The 18,642-nt window shown below is 43.9% G+C and carries 18 protein-coding genes and 1 pseudogene; 12 read left to right on the forward strand and 7 right to left on the reverse strand.

Features of this window, described 5'->3' with window-relative positions:
* Positions 1 to 85 precede the first annotated feature (85 nt).
* The 5 genes from AC622_RS06775 (at position 86) to AC622_RS06795 (ending at position 4,487) form a co-directional block, all read left to right on the forward strand.
* A complete protein-coding gene (locus AC622_RS06775; protein WP_049670375.1) occupies positions 86 to 1,090 on the forward strand; it encodes a sugar kinase in 1,005 nt (334 codons plus the stop codon).
* Positions 1,091 to 1,527: 437 nt separating this feature from the next.
* A complete protein-coding gene (locus AC622_RS06780; RefSeq protein WP_049670376.1) occupies positions 1,528 to 2,157 on the forward strand; it encodes a VC0807 family protein in 630 nt (209 codons plus the stop codon).
* 78 nt (positions 2,158 to 2,235) lie between these two features.
* Positions 2,236 to 2,769, forward strand: a complete 534-nt coding sequence (locus AC622_RS06785) for a sigma-70 family RNA polymerase sigma factor (protein ID WP_049670377.1) — start codon at positions 2,236 to 2,238, stop codon at positions 2,767 to 2,769.
* A 2-nt stretch (positions 2,770 to 2,771) separates the two neighbouring features.
* A complete protein-coding gene (locus AC622_RS06790; protein WP_049670378.1) occupies positions 2,772 to 3,179 on the forward strand; it encodes a PadR family transcriptional regulator in 408 nt (135 codons plus the stop codon).
* A 6-nt stretch (positions 3,180 to 3,185) separates the two neighbouring features.
* Positions 3,186 to 4,487: an FtsW/RodA/SpoVE family cell cycle protein gene (locus AC622_RS06795; RefSeq protein WP_049670379.1), complete on the forward strand. Its 1,302-nt coding sequence runs from the start codon at positions 3,186 to 3,188 to the stop codon at positions 4,485 to 4,487.
* Between the two features lie 21 nt (positions 4,488 to 4,508).
* Here AC622_RS06795 and AC622_RS06800 read toward each other — a convergent pair whose 3' ends face one another.
* Together AC622_RS06800 and AC622_RS06805 are read right to left on the reverse strand one after the other, a co-directional pair.
* Positions 4,509 to 5,357, reverse strand: a complete 849-nt coding sequence (locus AC622_RS06800) for an aldo/keto reductase (protein ID WP_049670380.1) — start codon at positions 5,355 to 5,357, stop codon at positions 4,509 to 4,511.
* 34 nt (positions 5,358 to 5,391) lie between these two features.
* Positions 5,392 to 6,315, reverse strand: a complete 924-nt coding sequence (locus AC622_RS06805) for an aldo/keto reductase (RefSeq protein ID WP_049670381.1) — start codon at positions 6,313 to 6,315, stop codon at positions 5,392 to 5,394.
* 315 nt (positions 6,316 to 6,630) lie between these two features.
* On the opposite strand from AC622_RS06805, the pseudogene AC622_RS06815 reads away from it, so the two are divergent.
* Positions 6,631 to 7,313: pseudogene (locus tag AC622_RS06815) on the forward strand (YqjF family protein).
* A 36-nt stretch (positions 7,314 to 7,349) separates the two neighbouring features.
* On the opposite strand, the gene AC622_RS06820 reads toward AC622_RS06815, so the two are convergent.
* Positions 7,350 to 8,072 carry an SGNH/GDSL hydrolase family protein gene (locus AC622_RS06820; protein WP_049670384.1) on the reverse strand — a complete coding sequence of 241 codons (723 nt, stop codon included), beginning with the start codon at positions 8,070 to 8,072 and terminating at the stop codon, positions 7,350 to 7,352.
* A 234-nt stretch (positions 8,073 to 8,306) separates the two neighbouring features.
* Here AC622_RS06820 and AC622_RS06825 point away from each other — a divergent pair, with 234 nt between their 5' ends.
* Entirely contained in the window at positions 8,307 to 8,834 is a 528-nt protein-coding gene (locus tag AC622_RS06825; RefSeq protein WP_049670385.1) for a YceI family protein, read from the forward strand.
* Between the two features lie 120 nt (positions 8,835 to 8,954).
* On the forward strand, positions 8,955 to 9,662 hold the full coding sequence (locus AC622_RS06830) for a DNA alkylation repair protein (RefSeq protein WP_049670386.1): 708 nt from the start codon (positions 8,955 to 8,957) through the stop codon (positions 9,660 to 9,662).
* A gap of 190 nt (positions 9,663 to 9,852) precedes the next feature.
* Here the strand turns inward: AC622_RS06830 and AC622_RS21190 are convergent, their stop codons facing one another.
* A complete protein-coding gene (locus tag AC622_RS21190; RefSeq protein WP_197089909.1) occupies positions 9,853 to 10,017 on the reverse strand; it encodes a hypothetical protein in 165 nt (54 codons plus the stop codon).
* Positions 10,018 to 10,610: 593 nt separating this feature from the next.
* Here AC622_RS21190 and AC622_RS06840 point away from each other — a divergent pair.
* Positions 10,611 to 11,138, forward strand: a complete 528-nt coding sequence (locus tag AC622_RS06840; RefSeq protein ID WP_269431799.1) for a LutC/YkgG family protein — start codon at positions 10,611 to 10,613, stop codon at positions 11,136 to 11,138.
* A 369-nt stretch (positions 11,139 to 11,507) separates the two neighbouring features.
* Here AC622_RS06840 and AC622_RS06845 read toward each other — a convergent pair whose 3' ends face one another.
* Together AC622_RS06845 and AC622_RS06850 are read right to left on the reverse strand one after the other, a co-directional pair.
* Positions 11,508 to 12,389 (reverse strand): NAD-dependent epimerase/dehydratase family protein, encoded by an 882-nt coding sequence (locus tag AC622_RS06845; protein ID WP_049670388.1) that lies wholly within the window; start codon positions 12,387 to 12,389, stop codon positions 11,508 to 11,510.
* A gap of 96 nt (positions 12,390 to 12,485) precedes the next feature.
* Positions 12,486 to 12,800: an SDR family NAD(P)-dependent oxidoreductase gene (locus tag AC622_RS06850; RefSeq protein ID WP_053103725.1), complete on the reverse strand. Its 315-nt coding sequence runs from the start codon at positions 12,798 to 12,800 to the stop codon at positions 12,486 to 12,488.
* Between the two features lie 333 nt (positions 12,801 to 13,133).
* On the opposite strand from AC622_RS06850, the gene AC622_RS06855 reads away from it, so the two are divergent.
* The 3 genes from AC622_RS06855 to AC622_RS06865 are packed head-to-tail and all read left to right on the forward strand — an operon-like array spanning position 13,134 to position 17,389.
* Positions 13,134 to 14,282, forward strand: a complete 1,149-nt coding sequence (locus tag AC622_RS06855) for an iron-containing alcohol dehydrogenase (protein WP_049670389.1) — start codon at positions 13,134 to 13,136, stop codon at positions 14,280 to 14,282.
* A gap of 12 nt (positions 14,283 to 14,294) precedes the next feature.
* Positions 14,295 to 15,962 (forward strand): ATP-binding protein, encoded by a 1,668-nt coding sequence (locus AC622_RS06860; RefSeq protein WP_082197052.1) that lies wholly within the window; start codon positions 14,295 to 14,297, stop codon positions 15,960 to 15,962.
* Positions 15,959 to 17,389, forward strand: coding sequence for a sigma-54-dependent transcriptional regulator (locus AC622_RS06865; protein WP_049670390.1), 1,431 nt, complete (start codon positions 15,959 to 15,961; stop codon positions 17,387 to 17,389). The genes AC622_RS06860 and AC622_RS06865 overlap by 4 nt, the downstream gene beginning before the upstream one ends.
* A 44-nt stretch (positions 17,390 to 17,433) precedes the next feature.
* Here AC622_RS06865 and adhP read toward each other — a convergent pair whose 3' ends face one another.
* A complete protein-coding gene (gene adhP / locus AC622_RS06870) occupies positions 17,434 to 18,444 on the reverse strand; it encodes an alcohol dehydrogenase AdhP (protein ID WP_049670391.1) in 1,011 nt (336 codons plus the stop codon).
* Between the last annotated feature and the right edge of the window lie 198 nt (positions 18,445 to 18,642).

Raw genomic sequence — 18,642 nt, forward strand, 5'->3', positions numbered from 1 at the left:
CATCGTGCTGGATGAATGCATGAACCTGAACGGCTAGGTTCACAATCTAGTCGTTCTTTGGACTAATAATGAAAGAGATGGTGTAATGATGAAGTCAATGCTGCTATTTGGAGAAATGCTGTTACGTCTAACACCTTCAAATCATCAGCTGTTTATTCAGGCTAGCCAGTTGAATATGGTTTATGGCGGTTCTGAGGCAAATATTGCGGTCGCTTTAAGCAATTGGGGGAAAAAAACTTCTTATGCAACTTGTGTGCCTGATAACAACATCGGTTTGGCGGCTATCATGCAGCTTCGTCAATTTGGGGTGAATACGGATTTTGTCATCCAACAAGGTCATAAAATGGGGCTTTACTTCGTTGAAGAAGGACACTCCATCCGTCCGACAGAGGTTACCTATGACCGACAAAATTCAGCCTTTGTTGATGCTGTACCGAGTGATTATCAGCTAGAGGAAATGCTCGATCAAGCGAAGTGGGTGCATGTCAGCGGCATTAGCTTAGGCGTGAGCAAGCAAGCGCGCGAAACAACGATGGCTCTTGTGAAGCTTGCCCGTAAAAAAGGGATAAAGGTGAGCTTTGATTTCAATTATCGGGCAAAATTATGGAGCATCGAGGAAGCAAGAGAGGCATTTATGGACATCCTGCCATATGTGAATGTCTGCTTCGGCAGCTACATGGATGTTCTCACTCTCCGCCAGGAGAAGAGAAAGGTTCACTCCTTTGATGAAAAAATCGAATTGCTCAAGGAGCTTCAAAAGGAATATCAATTTGATCAAATCTTTACGACGGAGCGGGAAATCCTTGATGACAATGAACAAAAGCTAAGCTGTGCAGTCATAACAGGTACAGAGGTTCATCGACTTGGACCCGTTAAAGTGAATGTACTGGAGAGGATTGGCACAGGGGATTCCTTTGTTGCCGGAGCATTGTACGGTTTGGCGAATTCTTATAGTCTTCAAGATACGTTAGATTTCGCTTTATCCTCCTTTGCCTTGAAGCATACGATTGTAGGAGACTTCCAAGTTGCAAGCAAACAAGCCGTACAAGGATTTGACCTGAATGGCGATAAGGTTGTCATTAAAAGATAAGATATCTAAATAAGCGAGGCTGGGACATAAATATTACAGCCAATGATAAACCCGAATGATTAGACGATAAAGGAATGAATTCTATCGTCTAATCATTCGGGTCTTTATTTGTTGTTTTCCATATATTGGTTTGTTGTGGCCTTCTATTATTAGTGACTAGTGGAATGGAGCAAAATGGACTCGACTCCTGTGGATAGTAAAAGAAAGCGAGTGCATTTCGCGGAATGGAACGAATTTGTCTTTCCAGCTTCTATTGAATAGGGAGAATAAATGACCAGCATGCATTTTTGAGGATCATTTGTTTCGTTTCGTCTCAACCTCTGTTTCTTTATGTGAAAGGGAAAAACGTCCCCTGTTAATTATGAGAATATTCATTTTACTAGTGATGTTGACGCGGCATAAATGGTAATATAAGGGAGGTGAAGGGGGCTTAAGATATGAAGAATACGGTTATGTGGGATTTGATTTGCTATGTTATCTTTCCACTTGTCATTTGGAATGCCCTAAATGACCGGATTGATGAATATTATGCGATGCTTATTTCTACCGTGCCCGGCATTATTTATAGCATTATAAGATTTATCCGATTTAAACGGCTTAATTTTTTTGGTCTCTTCATAATAGGCACACTAATGATTGGAACGCTAGTGGATGTGCTTTCAGGTTCAGCCATTCAAATGCTGTGGAACAATGTCGTGTATTCTCTTGTAATAGCTGTCTTCCATCTTGTGATGATTTCCGTCAATAAGCCGGTATCCTTGCTGTTTGCCCTTGATTTAACGGAAATGCAAGGTTATGATCGACAGTTTTTGAAAGGTGTATATTATCAGCCAGAGATTCTAAAGGTGTTTAAGCTGATTGCCTGTGCGATGGCCTTAAGCAGCCTTGTGCCCGCAGGAATAAATTCATGGCTGATTATGCAATATGGGGTAGATGCTTTCACTAAGGGAATCATCATTAAGCGAGTGATTGGAGTGGGCTTAGGTCTGGCTATCATTTACGGGTACTATCATATTAATCAATTAAGCAAGAAGTTAGAGGAGCCGCAGGAAACAATAGCGCCTTAATTATTTAGGCATTTTTTTATGCGAAAAGGAACCCAAATGACCGACTGCCTCGTCCATATAGATGAAGGAGGGGGAATGGTGGATGAAATGATCATGGAGCGTGTCTCCGCAGAGGAGAGGGAGACACTGATTGATGAATTGATGGACCAATATGGGACCGAGATCTTAAGACTCGTCTATTCCTATGTCCATAATTATCAGCTTGCGGAAGACCTCACACAGGATATTTTCGTGAAAAGCTATAAATCTCTTCATACATATAAAGGCAAATCAAGCTTAAGGACCTGGCTTTGGAAGATTGCGATTAATCATTGTAAGGATTATTTGAAAAGCTGGTATAACAATCATGTCATTCCAGTAGAAGACGACTATATTTATGATGTGAAAAGGGAGGGGAGTGCAGAAGAGGCGGCCATTCAGCAGGAGGAGGACGAGCGTCTTGTGCACTCGGTTATGGGACTGCCTGTTCTTTACCGAGAGGTTATCTATCTCCATTATTATGAAGATATTCCGATTCGGGAAATGGCGCGGATTCTTTCCGTGAATCCCAATACAGTCAAGACAAGGCTGAGAAGGGCAAAAGTCCTTCTGAAAGAAAGGTGGGAGGAGTAAGCATGGATGACCAACTGAAGAGACTGCGCAAGGTGATGGAAAAGTCCGCCTTTCATGAGCTGAACTTTTCGGAAAGAATGAAAAGTCAAGTCCATAAAGCTATACAAAAAGAATCCATGAGTGAGGAAGAACTCATTCTCCATATCTTTGAGCTCTTAATACAGGAAAAGACAGGCTATGAATTGATGAAGCTCCTTCTTGCAAGGGGAGTAAGAAAATGGGAGGGGGAAGAAGGTCTCCTTTATACCCTTCTTCATGAACAGGAGCTGGCCGGAACCATTGCAGCAAGCAGCAATCCGTCTGGGGAAAGACATTATCGATTGACGAATAAAGGGAAACGGTTGCTGGAGAGGAAATATAAGCGGCTTCGTCAATCACGATTTTCCTTTAAAGAACAGGGACAGGAGTGAGGCTGAATGGGTGAGCAGAAAGAACAGTTCTTGAAGGAAGTCACCGGCCATATTCAATCAAAGGAAGCAAGGAAGCTCGTTGAACAGGAGCTTCAATGTCACTTACAGAAAACGAAGAATGATTGGCTAGTGAGAGGATTGTCTGCTGAAGAGTCTGAAGATAAAGCCATTCGGCAGATGGGTGACCCGCTTAAGATTGGAATGAAGATGAATAAGCTGTATCGTCCAAAGGTGGATTGGTTTCTCCTCGGCCTGCTGTTAATGGTTATGTTGCTTGGAGTATTGCCCATGTTGCATCTGCACTATCCAGAAGAACTGACTGAACAATTCTTGCAGAACAAACTAATCTTTGGGCTGCTTGGAATAGGAACAGCCATCGGACTCATGTTCGTTGATTATCGCAAGCTTGCGAGGATGGGATGGCTTTTCTTCGGAATTGGCGTCCTTATCTTATATGTGCTGCGTTTTAATCCTTCATACATGATTAACGGGGAGCCTTTTATTGGTATACCAGGCATTGGAACGGTGGGATGCTGGATAGCCACTCCATTTTTCTTCCTCGCATGGGCAAGGTTTTTCGCCAGAAAGAATAGGAAGGCGTGGCAGCTTGCCTTATTGTTTGTCTATACCTTGTATCTCTTTATGACGATTCCTAATTTGACCATCACGTTCATTTATGGAGCCATGGTTATGATTATGCTCTGGTGGAGCCATTTGGGGAGGAGAACGGTCTTATGGCTGACGATTGTTCCGATTGGTGTAAGTGCAGGAATCATTGGGACAGCTTTCTTATTAGGATATGTGAATGATTACCAAATGGAGCGATTTTTTGCTTTCTTAAATCCGGAGAACTATGCAGATGGTTCAGGATATATGTATCTCCGTTTATCAGAGGTAATGAGCGGTGCTAACTGGTTTGGTGCATCTGCCAGTCAGTTAGATTTCTCGTCATCTCCTCATACTGATTTTGCCCTGGCTAATGTCACAGCCAACTATGGATATGCTGCTGCGGCAGGAGTGATTTTCATTCTTTTCCTATTTGTTTTGCGCATGGGGATGATTGCAATAGGTACGAGAGACCGTTATGGAAGATTGTTGGTCGTCGGGGCGATCTCGCTTTTCGGGCTGCAATTCTTCTATAATCTCGGGATGATTTTCGGAATATTGCCAATCATGGCTGTCTCCCTGCCGTTTATCAGCTATGGCTGGATGCCAACCATGCTGAATGCCTTCTTGATGGGGATTGTGCTGAGTGTTTACCGGCGCAGGAATTTCATCCAAATCGAAAAAGGATGCACGGCAGATTAATGCCATGCATCCTTTTTTCTCTTAGAACTTCACTTCATCCGGATGTGAACCAGAACCGCCGAAATATTCCATGGCGTTAATGGTTTCCATATCCTCATCCTTAATCGTGAAATCGAATACATCAAGGTTTTCCTCGATACGGGATGGTGTAACCGATTTAGGAAGCGGAAGCACTTCGTTTTGCAGGCACCAGCGTACGCATAGCTGGGCTACGGATTTATCGTATTCTTTGGCAATGGCCATTAAGGTTTCGTTCGTCAGCATTCTGCCTGTGCCGAGCGGGCTCCATGCTTCAATGAGAATCCCGTTTTCTTTGCAGAAACGGACGGTTTCTTCCTGCATTTGACCAGGGTGGAATTCGATTTGGTTAACCATCGGTTTCACCTCAGCGTCCATTAATGGCTCAAGATGGTGAACGAGGAAGTTGGATACACCAATTGCACGGATGCGGCCAGCTTGATAAAGCTCGACCATGGCGCGCCATGTTTCTTTGTTCAATTCAACCCAGTTGTCGAATTGGGAGGAGGAGGCAGGCCAGTGGATTAGGTAGAGGTCAAGATAGTCAAGACCGAGCTTTTCCATTGTCACGTCAAATGCCTTCAGCGTACTTTCATAGCCGCGCTCTGTGTTCCAGACCTTGCTTGTGATGAATAAGTCCTCACGGGCAACACCGGATTCACGGATGGCCTTGCCAACACTCTCTTCATTGCCATAAACAGCCGCTGTATCAATATGACGATAGCCGGCTTCAATCGCTTTTTTGACAGAGGCTACGGCTGTTTCGCCGTCAGGAGTCTGCCAAGTGCCGAAGCCGACACAAGGGATTTCATAGCCATTGCTTAATGTATAGTTGCTTGATTTCTCGAACAAACTGATCATCTCCATAGTCTAGTAGATTTCTGTTTTACGGGAGAATGTGGCCGCTCTTCATATAGAGGCGGTACCATTCTTCTCGTGTGAGGTGAATATTGCTGGCTTGCTTGATTTCACGGATCCGCTGCTGGTTGGTTGAGCCGGCAATGACTTGTATCTTAGCAGGGTGGCGCAAAATCCAGGCAGTTGCAATCGTCGTTGGTGTGACAGCGTATTTCTCTGCTATTTCGTCGAGTTCCTTGTTTAGTTCAGGGAACTTGTCGCGGTTACCGATAAAGACTCCTTCAAAGAAGCCATACTGATAAGGCGACCAAGCCTGGATGGTCATGTCGTGAAGACGGCAATAGTCGAGAACGCTTCCATCACGGTCGACCGCGCCGTCTGTCTGCATGTTTACTTCCATTCCGCTTGCCATCATGCTGGAGAACGGAAGACTTAATTGAAGCTGATTGATGATGAGGTCCTGCTGGACGTATTTCTTGAGCAATTCAATCTGCATCGGTTTATGGTTGGATACACCGAAGTGACGTACTTTACCGGACTTCTCCAGGACATCGAAGGCTTCTGCAACTTCCTCCGGCTCGACTAATGCATCCGGACGGTGAAGCAGGAGGATGTCCAAATACTCGGTATCCAGCCGCTTCAGGATTCCGTCAACCGATTGAACAATATGCTCTTTGGAGAGGTCGTACATGGTCCCCGGCTTGATGCCGCATTTCGATTGCAGAATCACATCTTCTCTCTTATACCCTGTACTCTTTAACGCTACGCCGAAATTGGTTTCGCAAATTCCTTGCCCGTAAATATCGGCATGGTCAAAGAAATTCAGCTCATTTTCCAAGCAAAAACGTAAATGAGCTTCTAATTCATGACTGTCTAATGCATCAATCCTCATGCATCCGACAGCGATTTGCGGCACCGCTAAGCTGCTGGTGCCAAGGTTCATTTTGTTCATGCTCATTCTCCTCGCCGTCAAATTTTTTGTTCATCTTGAGTTAAGGAAGGCATGTGGGCGGGTGCCCGTTCAAATCGACAAATTTTCCTATGTAAGCCATGCATATCTCTTTCTCCAGCAAAGAGAGTCTGCCTTTTTATTCTACTATATGAGAGGCGATTGTGCTTACAGAAAGCAACCGGCAAACAGTGGGAAGGATGTTTTCTGTAAGCGGGCGCGGGTAGGAGGGTAGTGAACGAGTTGGGAGGATGGATTATGTATGAATTTGATGAGACAAAGCAACGGCCCTATCCGCTGCCACGCTCTCCGTGGCTGATGACGCAAGTATGGAATGACTTGCTGTTCGTGCATTACCAGGCTGCACCGAACTTTCTCCGGCCGCATGTCCCGAAGGAGCTTGAGTTAGATACGTATGCAGGGGAGGCTTGGATCAGCATCATCCCGCTTAAGATTACGGATAGCCGACTCCGCCGCTCCCTGTCATTAATTCTTATATTGAACTGAACGTACGGACGTATGTGATGTATAAAGGTGTGCCAGGGATTTATTTCTTCAGCCTTGATGCGGATAGTGCGGTTAACATTCTAGGAGCGCGGGCAGCAACGGCGCTTCCTTATAAGATTGCGAAAATGGAATTCAGGCAATCTGGCAATGAATTCTACATGAAGAGTGAGCGGACAAGAGGGAAGGGGGACTATCATTTCGAGGTCAGCTATACCCGAGAGGAGAGAATGCAGGAGCCCATGCCAAACACATTGGATTACTGGCTGCTTGAGCGATATTGCCTATATTCCTATTATGGCAGCCGAATTCTGCGCGGTGATATTCACCATGATGCTTGGAAAGTATCAGGCGTGAGTGCAGACATTCATGCCAACACGATGCTGTGCTTTATGGAGGATGGAACCCCACCGATTGAACCGCGCTTGCTGCATTACGCCAGGATGAAACGATTCATGTTCTATCCGCCAGAAATTGTTGGAAGGGCAGAAGAATAAACAAGACCTGCCTGTTTTGAAGGGGGTCTTGTTTATTCATGAAAGGCTGTAAGGTTTTGCTGCATCCTCTTCCTTCTTTAAGATGGAGAGAAGAGAGTGGTAGATTTCTGAAGCAATCGCTTGATAACCCGCCTCAGTCGGGTGAATGCCGTCATCGCTGATTAGTACTTTAAGCTCGCCGGCCTTCTTCATGGCAGTGCGGATGTCAATAAATTTCACGCCGAGTTCCTTTGCCGTCTTCTTCAATGTCCGGTTGTACATCCCATGCCAATGCTCAATCCCGCCAGTCCTGCAGATCCATTCACTGATTTTAGAGCTGAATAGATGGGCGGTGTATTCATAATAGCGCACCGGATCTAGAGGCGGCATGGCAAGCAGGATAGGGGTAATTCCTTCCTCTTTTACTTTCGATATGATGGTTTTGATATTCTCGATATAAGAATCAAGAGGCACGGTTGGTGTATGGTCATCTCTTGGAAATTCGGCCACCTCAGCCCATTTGAAATTACAATCGTTTCCGCCAATGCCAATCAGTACGATAGCAGGATGCTCCGCCAGTACATCTTTCTCCAGCCGTTCTAATAGGTGTGCTGAGTTATCATTAAAGACGCCCTTGTTTACCACCTCGATAGGTGGACCTTCCTTCTGTCCGAACCAATCTTGAAGGATAGTTGGATAATTTTGTTTTATGATGCGAAGCCGTCCCTTCATATAGGTAACTCCGCGTGTGATACTGTCTCCAAAACAAATGATTTTCATGGCCAAGACTTCCTTTATCTAATCTCTTTCTCTCTTTATTTTATAATTTTCTGACGTGAATTTCACGAAAGAGATAAGGAGAATAAAAATTCGAATTAAAATATCTTGACTTCAAGATATAAAAGGTTTATAGTTAGCTATATAGGAAATAAACAATGGGATAAACAAATGAAGGGGTTTTTTATCCTAATATATCTCGAATTCGAGGTAAACAAACAAAGGGAGTAGATAAAAATGGCAAAGTACACAGTTGATAACTCACATTCACACATCGGTTTTCAGGTGAAACACATGATGGTATCCAAGGTAAAAGGGAGCTTCGAGGAGTATACGGCTGAAGTAGAAGCGGCAGATCTAGCGGATTTGACTACAGCAAAGATTGGCTTCACGATTGATGTCGCAAGCATCAACACGAAAAGCGACGACCGCGATAATCACTTGAAATCACCAGACTTCTTTGATGCAGAGAAATATGAAACTATTAAATTCCATTCTACATCCATAACTGGCGCTGGATCTGACTATGAAGTAACAGGCGACCTTACGATTAAGGATGTCACAAAACCTGTCACTTTTGATGTAACCTACAACGGAAAGGGAACAAACCCTTGGGGCGTTGAAGTATATGGCTTTGAAGGAGAAACAACCATCAATCGCGAGGACTTCGGATTAACTTGGAACGCAGCGTTAGAAACAGGGGGCGTATTGGTCGGCAAAGATATTAAGATCAATTTAGAGCTTGAGCTTAACCCGCAGGCCTAATAAATCCATACAATAAAGGGCTGTCCGTAGTGGACGGCCTTTTTCTTATGAACGAACAATACAATGTATACGCACAGAGTATTGTTGTATAAGATAGAAGAAAAAAGGAGTAGTAGATGAATGGATGCCGAAACCGTTATGCAGGAGCTTAAAGCGTTGGGCAAGGAGCGAACGAAAAAAATATATCTTTCAAATGGTGCGCACGAACCGCTATTTGGCGTGGCCACAGGTGCCATGAAGCCAATCGCCAAAAAAATAGGCATCAACCAACCATTGGCTGAGGAGCTTTATGCGACTGGGAACTATGATGCCATGTATTTCGCGGGGATTATTGCCGACCCGAAGTCCATGACAGAGAAAGATTTCAATCGCTGGATGGATAAGGCCTATTTCTATATGCTGTCCGATTATGTGGTGGCCGTGACCTTATCGGAGTCCCAGCTTGCACAGGAAATGGCGGATAAGTGGATCGCGAGCGGGGACGAGCTGAGAATGTCTGCGGGATGGAGCTGCTATTGCTGGCTTTTAGGAAACCGCCCGGACGATCAGTTTTCTAAAGAAAAGATCGCCCATATGCTTGAAATTGTGAAGAAGGAGATTCATGAAGCACCTGAGCGAACAAAAGCGGCTATGAATCTATTCCTCTATACGGTTGGAATTTCCTTTGTCCCCCTGAATGAAAAGGCGCTTGAGACGGCAGCGGCAGTAGGGAAGGTAGAGATTAAGCGGGAAAAGAAAAAGAGCAGCTACTTACATGCCTATGAAAACATTCAAAAAGATATGGCCAAAGGAAGGCTAGGGTTTAAACGAAAGTATGTGAGATGCTAATTCTTTTCGAATAGAGATACAAAACGTAAAGGGCCTGCCTGCTATATTAGAGTAGCGACTCAAAATTGAAAAAATCGTATAAATAGGGCTTGCCATCATACAAGTCGAATGAAATAGCAGATTGAAAAAAGCTAGCTAGAAGAAACAACCAAAAACACCGCCATAGGCGGTGTTTCTGTGTATCGCTAAGTTATTGGACATGATTGCTTTTCTTGATTTCGTCCCGAATTTCCTTGAGATATCCATTCTTCTCTTTCATTAACTTTAAAGCAGTAATGGCAACATAAACAGAAAAAATGAGAATGCCTAAATTGATTAATATAGGAATAAGTCCTAGGTAAGCTAATGTCTCCATAAATGAACTCCTCTGTAATATACTTTATAAGTATATTACCATATTTTTTCAGTCATTTGGGATGATAGTTAATAGATGTTTATATGATGAAAAGAGGCTGTTCCATAAGTTAATGAAGATTGATTTTGAGGGACTGCCTCTCTTTCACATTTTCAAGCGTTGTTAAACGAAGATGTTGATTATTTTTGTTATAGGTGGCGGCGAACATAGGGACGGTCGAGGAGCCTCCTGGGCACTTTCAGCATCCACTCTCCATTGAAGAAGAGAGACCTGCTTTTTTCATTAAACGGAACAATCTGACTTTTACCCTCATAATAATCATCAAGCCACCATAATTTTTGATATCCAAGACTAGATTCCAAAAAAACAAGTCTCCAGAGTCATTGACGAGATGATTGGAGAATTGGATGACTCCCTCTTTCTCCAACACTACCAAGGAGGAGGACAAAGCTCCTATCAATCGAACATGATGACCAAAGTGGTGTTGTATACATACTCCCAGAAAGTCTATTCCTGCAGAGTCATAGCCCGCATGTATAAAGTTTTCGCAAATTAATGAACTAGTTGATGTTCTTGAAATCCAATGTAATGTAATTCATACGGCTTTTAAACGAACAAATCGCGATGGTTTAGCTAAGGTATTAGCTGAAACGCTTGATTCATATGGCTGCAAAGAAATAATAATGTCTAATGATGTGCGTTATGAGGAGTTTGGACTCGTAAAGTACTTTGAGGAGCAGAAAAATCAGCTGAATGTACATGTATGGGATCCTTCTATTGGCAAGGATAATCAAATGATTGCGGAAAGAGCAGATGTGGGCCTTGTATTTAGTGACATTACTCTTGCCGAACCTGGCACAGTAACATTGTTTAATAATAAGAATAATGGCCGTTCGATTAGTCTGTTGCCGCGGACATTTATCGCTATTATTCCTAAAAGCACTTTGGTGCCAAGAATGACTCAGGCAGCTAAATACATCCACGAAGCACAATCCGCCGGTCAAGATGTCCCTTCATACGTTAGTTTCATCACCGGCCCAAGCAACAGTGCTGATATTGAAATGAAACTTATTGTCGGCGTCCACGGACCTGTTAAGGCTACATATATAGTGGTTGATTAAAAGAAGAGGACCTTGTTCTACTATAAGAAGTTAGTAGAAAAGTCACTAATATGATAAGTATTTGATGGTTATTTGGCTTAAGTCCTGTATTCAAGTGGGCTTAAGCCTCGTCATTTTTCTTGCTAACGCTCAATTTAAATACATATATCTTCGATGGCAGATAAACGCTCCTTATTTATCACATTTATATAAACATATATGGTTGTACCCCAAGAAGCTCTATATCTTATGTATCGTCCCACTCTAGATATTTACCACTCCAGCATCAACGATCATAATTCTTTTCTTAAGAAAAGCTGTATTTCTAAAAACTCCCCGATAAGTGGATAGATGATATTTGTTAATCTGTCTACTTATCGGGGCTCTCTATTATTCTGCCTGGTTTGCAATAGTGTTGATTAACGGTTCCAGCCAATCGTCCAAGTGACTGAAGTTGAATCCATTCTCTTCTGCTTTTTGATTGGACATATACCAGGAGTCTGGGATGGCATACGGGGAACGTATATCATCATTGCCCACTAACGATATTCTGGCGGATTCTCCGGTCGCTTTTTCGATTAACGTAATCAGCTCTGCCATAGATATTTTCCCGTTCGCCGTAGCATTGATCGGTCCTTCAATCTCGGTCATCCCAGCCCATTTCAAGAATTGTGCTGCCTCTGTTCCTTGAATGAAAGACATTTCTGCATCGGTGTTCACAAACCCGATAGGTTCTCTTTTGGTTATGCGTTCAATGTGGAAATGCAGACGCCGTGTATAATCATCTTCGCCCATCACGATCGGGAAGCGAACAGCGGCGACAGGGAACTTGGCGTATTTGAAGAAAACGGCCTCTGCCTGGCGTTTTCCTTCGCCATAAGTGAACCCACGCTTATCGCCCATCCGAATCTCTTGTTGGTACGGGTCAAAATCACCTTCGTGTTTTTCTTTTCCATCTATATCATAGGTCGATAATGTTGAGGTGAATACAAGCTTTGAGATTTTGCCGTTAAATACTTCACAGAATTCATACGCTTCATTCGAGGAATAGCAAATATTATCGTATACGATGTCAAAGTGACGGCCTTCAACAGCTTTAGCCAATTCCTCCTTGTTACAGCGGTCAGCAGTCAGATGTTCGACTTTATCGCCAAACGGGTTGCCTGATTGACCCCTTGTCAGAATCGTTACCTTGTGTCCGTCTTCCACTAATAGGTCTACTAATTTGCGGCCGAAGAAACGAGTGCCGCCTAGTACGAGGATATTTTTCACCGGTTTGTTTCCTCCTTTGTCAGATTACTCTATTATTATACCCTTTTAGAAGAGATTGACAGCCAATTAAAGATAAGAAAGAAGGACCCTCATCCGTTATGAACTAGAGTCCTTCAATGCGGTAATTCCTTCTACATCAGCATTGTTGAAGAAACCTTCCATTTTCCCGAACTTCTCTAATGTCTTGTCAACATAAGCCTTAACTTGATTTTCTTTTGATACATCAGCCTGAACAGCTAATACTCTATCATGCTCTAAACCGAGATCTTTCACAACAGGTTTTACAGCTTCTAAATTCAAATCTACTAACGTTAATTTTGCTCCTTCGTCAGCTAGTTTCTTGGCTTTAACTCTCCCAATTCCCCCGGCAGCAGCTTTGATAACAATTACTTTGTTGTCAAAGCTGCTCATGATGAATTCCCTCTGTTGGCATAAATGTAAGCGCTTTAACTAACCTTACAACTATTTTCTATATTGGTATCTTTTATTCTAATTAAGTTTTTCCTAGGTAAATGAAACTGATGAACGAGAAATGAATGAATGTAGCGGCAAATCTTTATCAATCATATAGGAGTCGAAATTCAGATGGATCAATCGTTTAGCTGAACGGGATAGGAGACCGATTCTGCTTAACAGCATGTTAGTAAAGAAATTTGATTCATCAGGTTTCTACCTTTTTCTTCCATGCGGAATAGGAAATCATCCGCCGTTCGCCGAATGTAATAGCTTAAAAGGAGGCATTCTATGAAGATCAATAAGTTTGTCATGCCAGAGGTGATTTTCGGGTCTGGAGCGGTCCATCAAGTCGGAGAAAGCTGTTCGAGACTCGGAGCTAGAAGAGTCCTTATCGTGAGTGATCAAGGGGTACTGCATGCAGGCTGGCTCGAGATTGTGTTGGATAGCTGCCAAAAGGCTGGGCTGACCTCTTCGGTTTTCTTCGATTTAACGACGAATCCTAAGGACTATGAAGTGGAGGCAGGCCGAAAAGTCTATGTCGATCATGAGTGTGATGCGGTGATTGGGGTTGGGGGAGGAAGTGCGATTGATACAGCGAAGGCAATTGCCATCCTGGTTACGAATGGGGGACATATCCATGATTATGAAGGGGTGGACAAAATCAAGGAGCCGCTTCCTCCCTTAGTCATGATTTCTACCACTGCCGGCTCAGGCTCTGAGGTTTCCCAGTTTTCCGTGATAGTGGATTCAGAGCGGAAGAAGAAAATGACGATTGTCTCTAAGTCCCTTGTACCGGATATCGCCATCATCGACCCCCATACACTCACGACGAAAAGCCCGCAATTGACTGCATCAACCGGCTTGGATGTCCTGACACATGCGATAGAAGCGTATGTCAGCATTGCGGCAACACCTCTGACAGATGTGCAAGCAAAGAATGCGATTTACCTAACAGCAAATTACTTACGGCCCTCCGTTGCATCGACCATGAATGAAGAGGCAAAAGCTCAAATGGCGATGGCGAGTCTTCAAGCGGGACTAGCCTTCTCAAATGCGATATTAGGTGCCGTGCATGCGATGTCACATGCGATAGGCGGTCGCTTCCCGCTCTTACATGGCGAGGTGAATGCCGCCTTGCTTCCTCATGTGATGGAATTTAATTTTCTTGCTGTTCCGCAAAAGTATAAAGAAATAGCGGAAATCTGCGGCATCTCTACGGATACGCTGACACAGATTGAAGCTGGCGGAAAGGCGATTGAGTTTGTCAAGAAACTGTCTCTTGATATCGGTGCACCGCAGAGATTATCTGATATGGGATGGAATGGGGACATGATAGAGGAAATGAGCCAGATTGCGATAGAGGATGCCTGTATGATCACCAATCCGCGGGATATTACGTTGGATGATGTGAAAAGATTGTTTCAGCAGGCTTTATAGGGAGTGATTTTTGTGTATGAAAGGCAGATGATGATTGAACGATTAACAGGGGTTCAATCATCCAAGCGAAGCTATTATACGGAGCTGAAGAATACAGTAGCCGAATTGCAAAAGAAAAACATGCAGCTTGAAATCATCCATGAGGTCATGAAGAACCTCAATGTAGAAATGTCGATGGATGACATGCTAAGAAACATCATGGATAAACTGATTACCATCTTTCCTTTTGATCGTATTAGTCTCTCGATTCGGAAAGGAAATGAGCTTATTCTATCAAATGTATACCCGAAGAAATTAGGCTATCTTCCTCGGAATGTGACCTTGGAGAAGGAGAATTCGGTATATTGGACGGTTATACAAAACAAAAACATGCTCTTTCACACAATCCCCTTTGAAAAAGAGGAGGGTGAATTTATTGAGAATCAAATCTTCCGGGTGAATGGTATTCAAAGTGCGCTTCTCTTTCCTCTTCATAGTAAAGGAAAGGTAACGGGGATTGTGAGTATCGGCAGTTTTGGAATCCTGAGCTATGATGAAGCAGATGTGGCGTTCCTGCAGCAATTAGCCGATCAGTTTGCGGTTTGTTTGGAGAATGTCCGTTTATATAATGAAGTCCTTACCACCCAGAAGGAATGGGAGGATACATTCCGAGCCGTCATTGACATGATTTTTGTTGTGGATTTACAAGGGGGAATCATGAAGGTAAATGAACAAGCCGCTCGTTTCTTCCGCCCTCGAAATCCTCCATTGGTCGGGGAGAATATCCATGATCTCTTCCTTCAAGAAAAAGAGATCTCCGAGCTTTTGCATGAAAGCTATCAATCTCAAGTGGCTTGCTTTCGGGAGATCCGTTTAGCAGACAACCGGATTGTTGAAACGTTTTCAAATCCGGTTTTTAATGAGGAGCAGCAAATGTATGGATTCATTCTTTACATGAAAGACATATCGGAGAAAAAAAGAATTGAATCCCAGCTGATTCATTCGGGAAAGCTTGCAGCCATTGGAGAACTAGCGGCAGGTGTTGCCCATGAGCTTAATAATCCTTTAACAGCCATTCTTGGAAATTCACAGCTCCTTGAGAGGGATGACAGAATAGACCCGGTATCCCGCAGTTTGTTGAATGGAATCACGAATAGCGGAAGAAGATGCAAGAATATCGTTCAAAATCTCCTTACCTTCTCCAGACAGGATGAATACCTCTTTGAAGCATGCTCCTTAAATGAGGCGGTTGAACAGGTTATGAGTCTAGTTGGTTATCAAATTCACATGCAGGAAATCAACATGAATGTACAATTGGATTACACATTGCCTAAGATCAATGGCAGTGTGCAGCAATTGAGCCAAATTGTTCTCAATCTCGTCTTGAACGCAAAGGATGCACTTGAGGGCATGTCTTCAGATAAGAGGGAAATCATGATTGTCACGGGTCAGGAGGGAGACTTCGTGTATTTATCTGTTTCAGATTCCGGGGAAGGGATACGCAAGGACCATCAATCAGAAGTCTTTCATCCTTTCTTTACGACCAAGCCGGCCGGCCAAGGAACAGGCCTCGGTTTATCGGTTAGTCTAGGGATTGCCCAGGCACACGGGGGTTTTATTGAGATGACGAGTGAGCCAGGCATGGGAAGCCGATTTACGTTGAAGCTCCCGAAGATAGAATCAGAAGGGGGAGAGCCATGAAAGACATTTTGATTATTGATGATGAGCCGGAAATCAGGCATTTCCTCTCTTATCTGCTGACTCAGAAAGGGTATCATGTCACGCTTTGTAAGAGCGGGCGTGATTTTTATCAGATGCTGCCGGAATTATCGGTCGATTTAGCGATGATTGATGTTAAGCTGCCAGATGCGAGCGGTTTGGATCTTTTGAAACAGCTGAAACAAGCATTTCCTGCCTGTAAGACGATTATCATGACAGGCTACAGCACGGTAAAAACAGCCATAGAGGCCATAAAGCTTGGAGCCAATGATTATATGGAAAAGCCCTTTGATCAGATCGAGGAAGTGGAAGCCTTAATAGAGCATTTGCTGGATTACCCTGAAGCGCCAGGCGATGCGGATATTCAGCATTTAGTCGGTAAATTGGGATTGATCATTGGAGAAAGTGAAGATATGCGGCATTTGCTTACTCTCGCTTATAAGATTGCCCGAAAGAATATCAATGTACTAATAGAAGGGGAAACCGGCAGCGGGAAAGATCTTCTCGCTCAGTTCATACATCAGGCAAGCCGTCGTGCGGATTCCCCCTTTATTGCTGTCAATTGCGGCGCTCTATCCGAATCTCTGTTAGAGAGTGAATTGTTTGGCCATGAAAAAGGAGCATTTACAGGAGCGGTTAAGAGCCGTAAAGGGGTGTTTGAAATTGCCCATAATGGATCGTTGTTTCTCGATGAAATTGCGGAGGCTTCTTCAGCTACGCAAGTGAAGCTATTGCGAACCATTGAAACAGGGGAGTTTAGAAGAATTGGGGATGAAGAACTCCGACGGACAAATACCCGGATCATTGCGGCCTCACATGTGAATCTTTCGAGGGCTGTCGAAGAAAATCGTTTTAGGGAGGATTTGCTTTACCGGCTGGAGGTGGTGAAGCTGACAATTCCTCCTTTACGGAATAGGAGAGAGGACATCCCCCTTCTGGTGAAGCACTTCTTGAATGTTCATCAATCCTCCCTTATCTTTTCGGATGAAGCGATGAAGATCCTGATGGATTATTCATGGCCAGGCAATATTCGGGAATTATCGAATGTGGTAAAGCGGGCAATCACGTTTGCTGAAGGAGAGGTTTCATTGATGACCCCGTCCTATTTGCCGGAGAAAATGAACAATTCTCCTATTCTCTTGGAGAATCAGCAGCTGGATCAGATAAAGGGTTCTCCCTTGGAATCGTATATTGACAACTGGAAGAAGGGGATCGTGCAGTTATGGGAAAGTGAGAATGAAACGGCCCTGGACGAAGTGCTTCTGCGTGTGAAAGAGCTTGAAGTGGAGGTAGGCAGGGCATTCGTCACGAAGGCCATGAAAGAAACAATGGGCAATCGAAAAGCAGCCGCTGAGAGGATGAAGATATCGACTCGCCAGCTGCGGTATTTATTAAGTGAAAAAAGCTAGGGTGCCGGTTTATGACCGTACCCTAGCTTAAGTCAATCATTTGTTCACATCTTTAGGACGATCCGGCCGTTGATTTGTCCTTTTTCCATCTTATCGAATACCTCGTTCACGGAATCGAGTGGAGTAGATTCAATGATGGTTTTCACTTTTCCTTGTGCAGCGAATTCAAGTGCTTCCTGCATATCCTTTCGAGTCCCTACAATGGACCCTCTGACGGTCACGCCATTTAACACTGTGTCAAAGATCGGGATTGGAAGGTCATCATGTGGAAGACCTACCACCACCAATGTTCCGCCGCGCTTCACGGATTGATAAGCTTGTTCAAAGGCTGTCTTTGTGACGGCTACACTGATAGCAGCCTGGACTCCGCCAACCTGCTCCTGAATGGCTTGAGCTGGATCGACGCTTTTGCCATTGATTGTGATATCTGCCCCTAGATTCTTCGCGAGGTCAAGCTTCTCATCTGCTATATCGACCGCGACGACATTGAAGCCCATCGCTTTCGCATATTGCAGGGCAACATGACCCAATCCCCCGATACCGTAAATCGCCACCCAGTCGCCAGGCTTCGCTTCTGAAACCTTTAAGGCTTTATAGGTGGTTACACCTGCGCAAAGAATGGGAGCAATCTCAACAGGGTCGACATTATCAGGAATTTTGGCTACATAGGCTGCTGGTGCCTTGCAATATTCAGCATAACCTCCATCAACAGAATAGCCTCCATTCAATTGATCAGGACATAATGTCTCCCGGCCTGTTAAACAATATTCACATTCTCCGCAGGCAGAATAGAGCCATGGAATGCCAACGCGATCACCAATCTTAACATTTGTAACCCCGTCAGCTACTTCTTCAACGATTCCTACCCCTTCATGTCCAGGAATGAGGGGAAGCTTCGGTTTAACCGGCCAATCCCCATGGGCTGCATGCAAATCAGTATGACAGACTCCACAGGCTTCAATCTTAACTAATACCTCGCCAAACTCAAGTGTTGGCTTCGGGACTTCTTTAATTTCCAGGGTATTCTTGAATTCATTCACAACAGCTGCTTTCATGAGCAATCAATCCTCCTAGAATAAATGGTTTCAATCTATACAGTTGCAAGATTCATGCCAAGCAGTAAAAGCCCGTCAATATCAATCTTTTCAGTCATGGATATCCAAGTGTGGTCAAATATTCGTCCAATTACGCCAAATTTTTGGCAGGTGGGACAATTTTTCGGCAGAAATAAAAAAGGAGCATTCCGGTTGACC

The organism is Bacillus sp. FJAT-27916 (assembly GCF_001183965.1).
Taxonomy (GTDB): Bacteria; Bacillota; Bacilli; order Bacillales; family Pradoshiaceae; genus Pradoshia.

Excerpts from the sequence above, each read along its gene's own strand:
- AC622_RS06775 (WP_049670375.1), top strand. The coding sequence starts at position 86 with ATGATGAAGTCAATGCTGCTATTTGGAGAAATGCTGTTACGTCTAACA.
- AC622_RS06780 (WP_049670376.1), top strand. The coding sequence starts at position 1,528 with ATGAAGAATACGGTTATGTGGGATTTGATTTGCTATGTTATCTTTCCA.
- AC622_RS06790 (WP_049670378.1), top strand. The coding sequence starts at position 2,772 with ATGGATGACCAACTGAAGAGACTGCGCAAGGTGATGGAAAAGTCCGCC.
- AC622_RS06795 (WP_049670379.1), top strand. The coding sequence starts at position 3,186 with ATGGGTGAGCAGAAAGAACAGTTCTTGAAGGAAGTCACCGGCCATATT.
- AC622_RS06805 (WP_049670381.1), bottom strand. The coding sequence starts at position 6,315 with ATGAACAAAATGAACCTTGGCACCAGCAGCTTAGCGGTGCCGCAAATC.
- AC622_RS06820 (WP_049670384.1), bottom strand. The coding sequence starts at position 8,072 with ATGAAAATCATTTGTTTTGGAGACAGTATCACACGCGGAGTTACCTAT.
- AC622_RS06825 (WP_049670385.1), top strand. The coding sequence starts at position 8,307 with ATGGCAAAGTACACAGTTGATAACTCACATTCACACATCGGTTTTCAG.
- AC622_RS06830 (WP_049670386.1), top strand. The coding sequence starts at position 8,955 with ATGGATGCCGAAACCGTTATGCAGGAGCTTAAAGCGTTGGGCAAGGAG.
- AC622_RS21190 (WP_197089909.1), bottom strand. The coding sequence starts at position 10,017 with ATGGAGACATTAGCTTACCTAGGACTTATTCCTATATTAATCAATTTA.
- AC622_RS06850 (WP_053103725.1), bottom strand. The coding sequence starts at position 12,800 with ATGAGCAGCTTTGACAACAAAGTAATTGTTATCAAAGCTGCTGCCGGG.
- AC622_RS06855 (WP_049670389.1), top strand. The coding sequence starts at position 13,134 with ATGAAGATCAATAAGTTTGTCATGCCAGAGGTGATTTTCGGGTCTGGA.
- AC622_RS06865 (WP_049670390.1), top strand. The coding sequence starts at position 15,959 with ATGAAAGACATTTTGATTATTGATGATGAGCCGGAAATCAGGCATTTC.
- adhP (WP_049670391.1), bottom strand. The coding sequence starts at position 18,444 with ATGAAAGCAGCTGTTGTGAATGAATTCAAGAATACCCTGGAAATTAAA.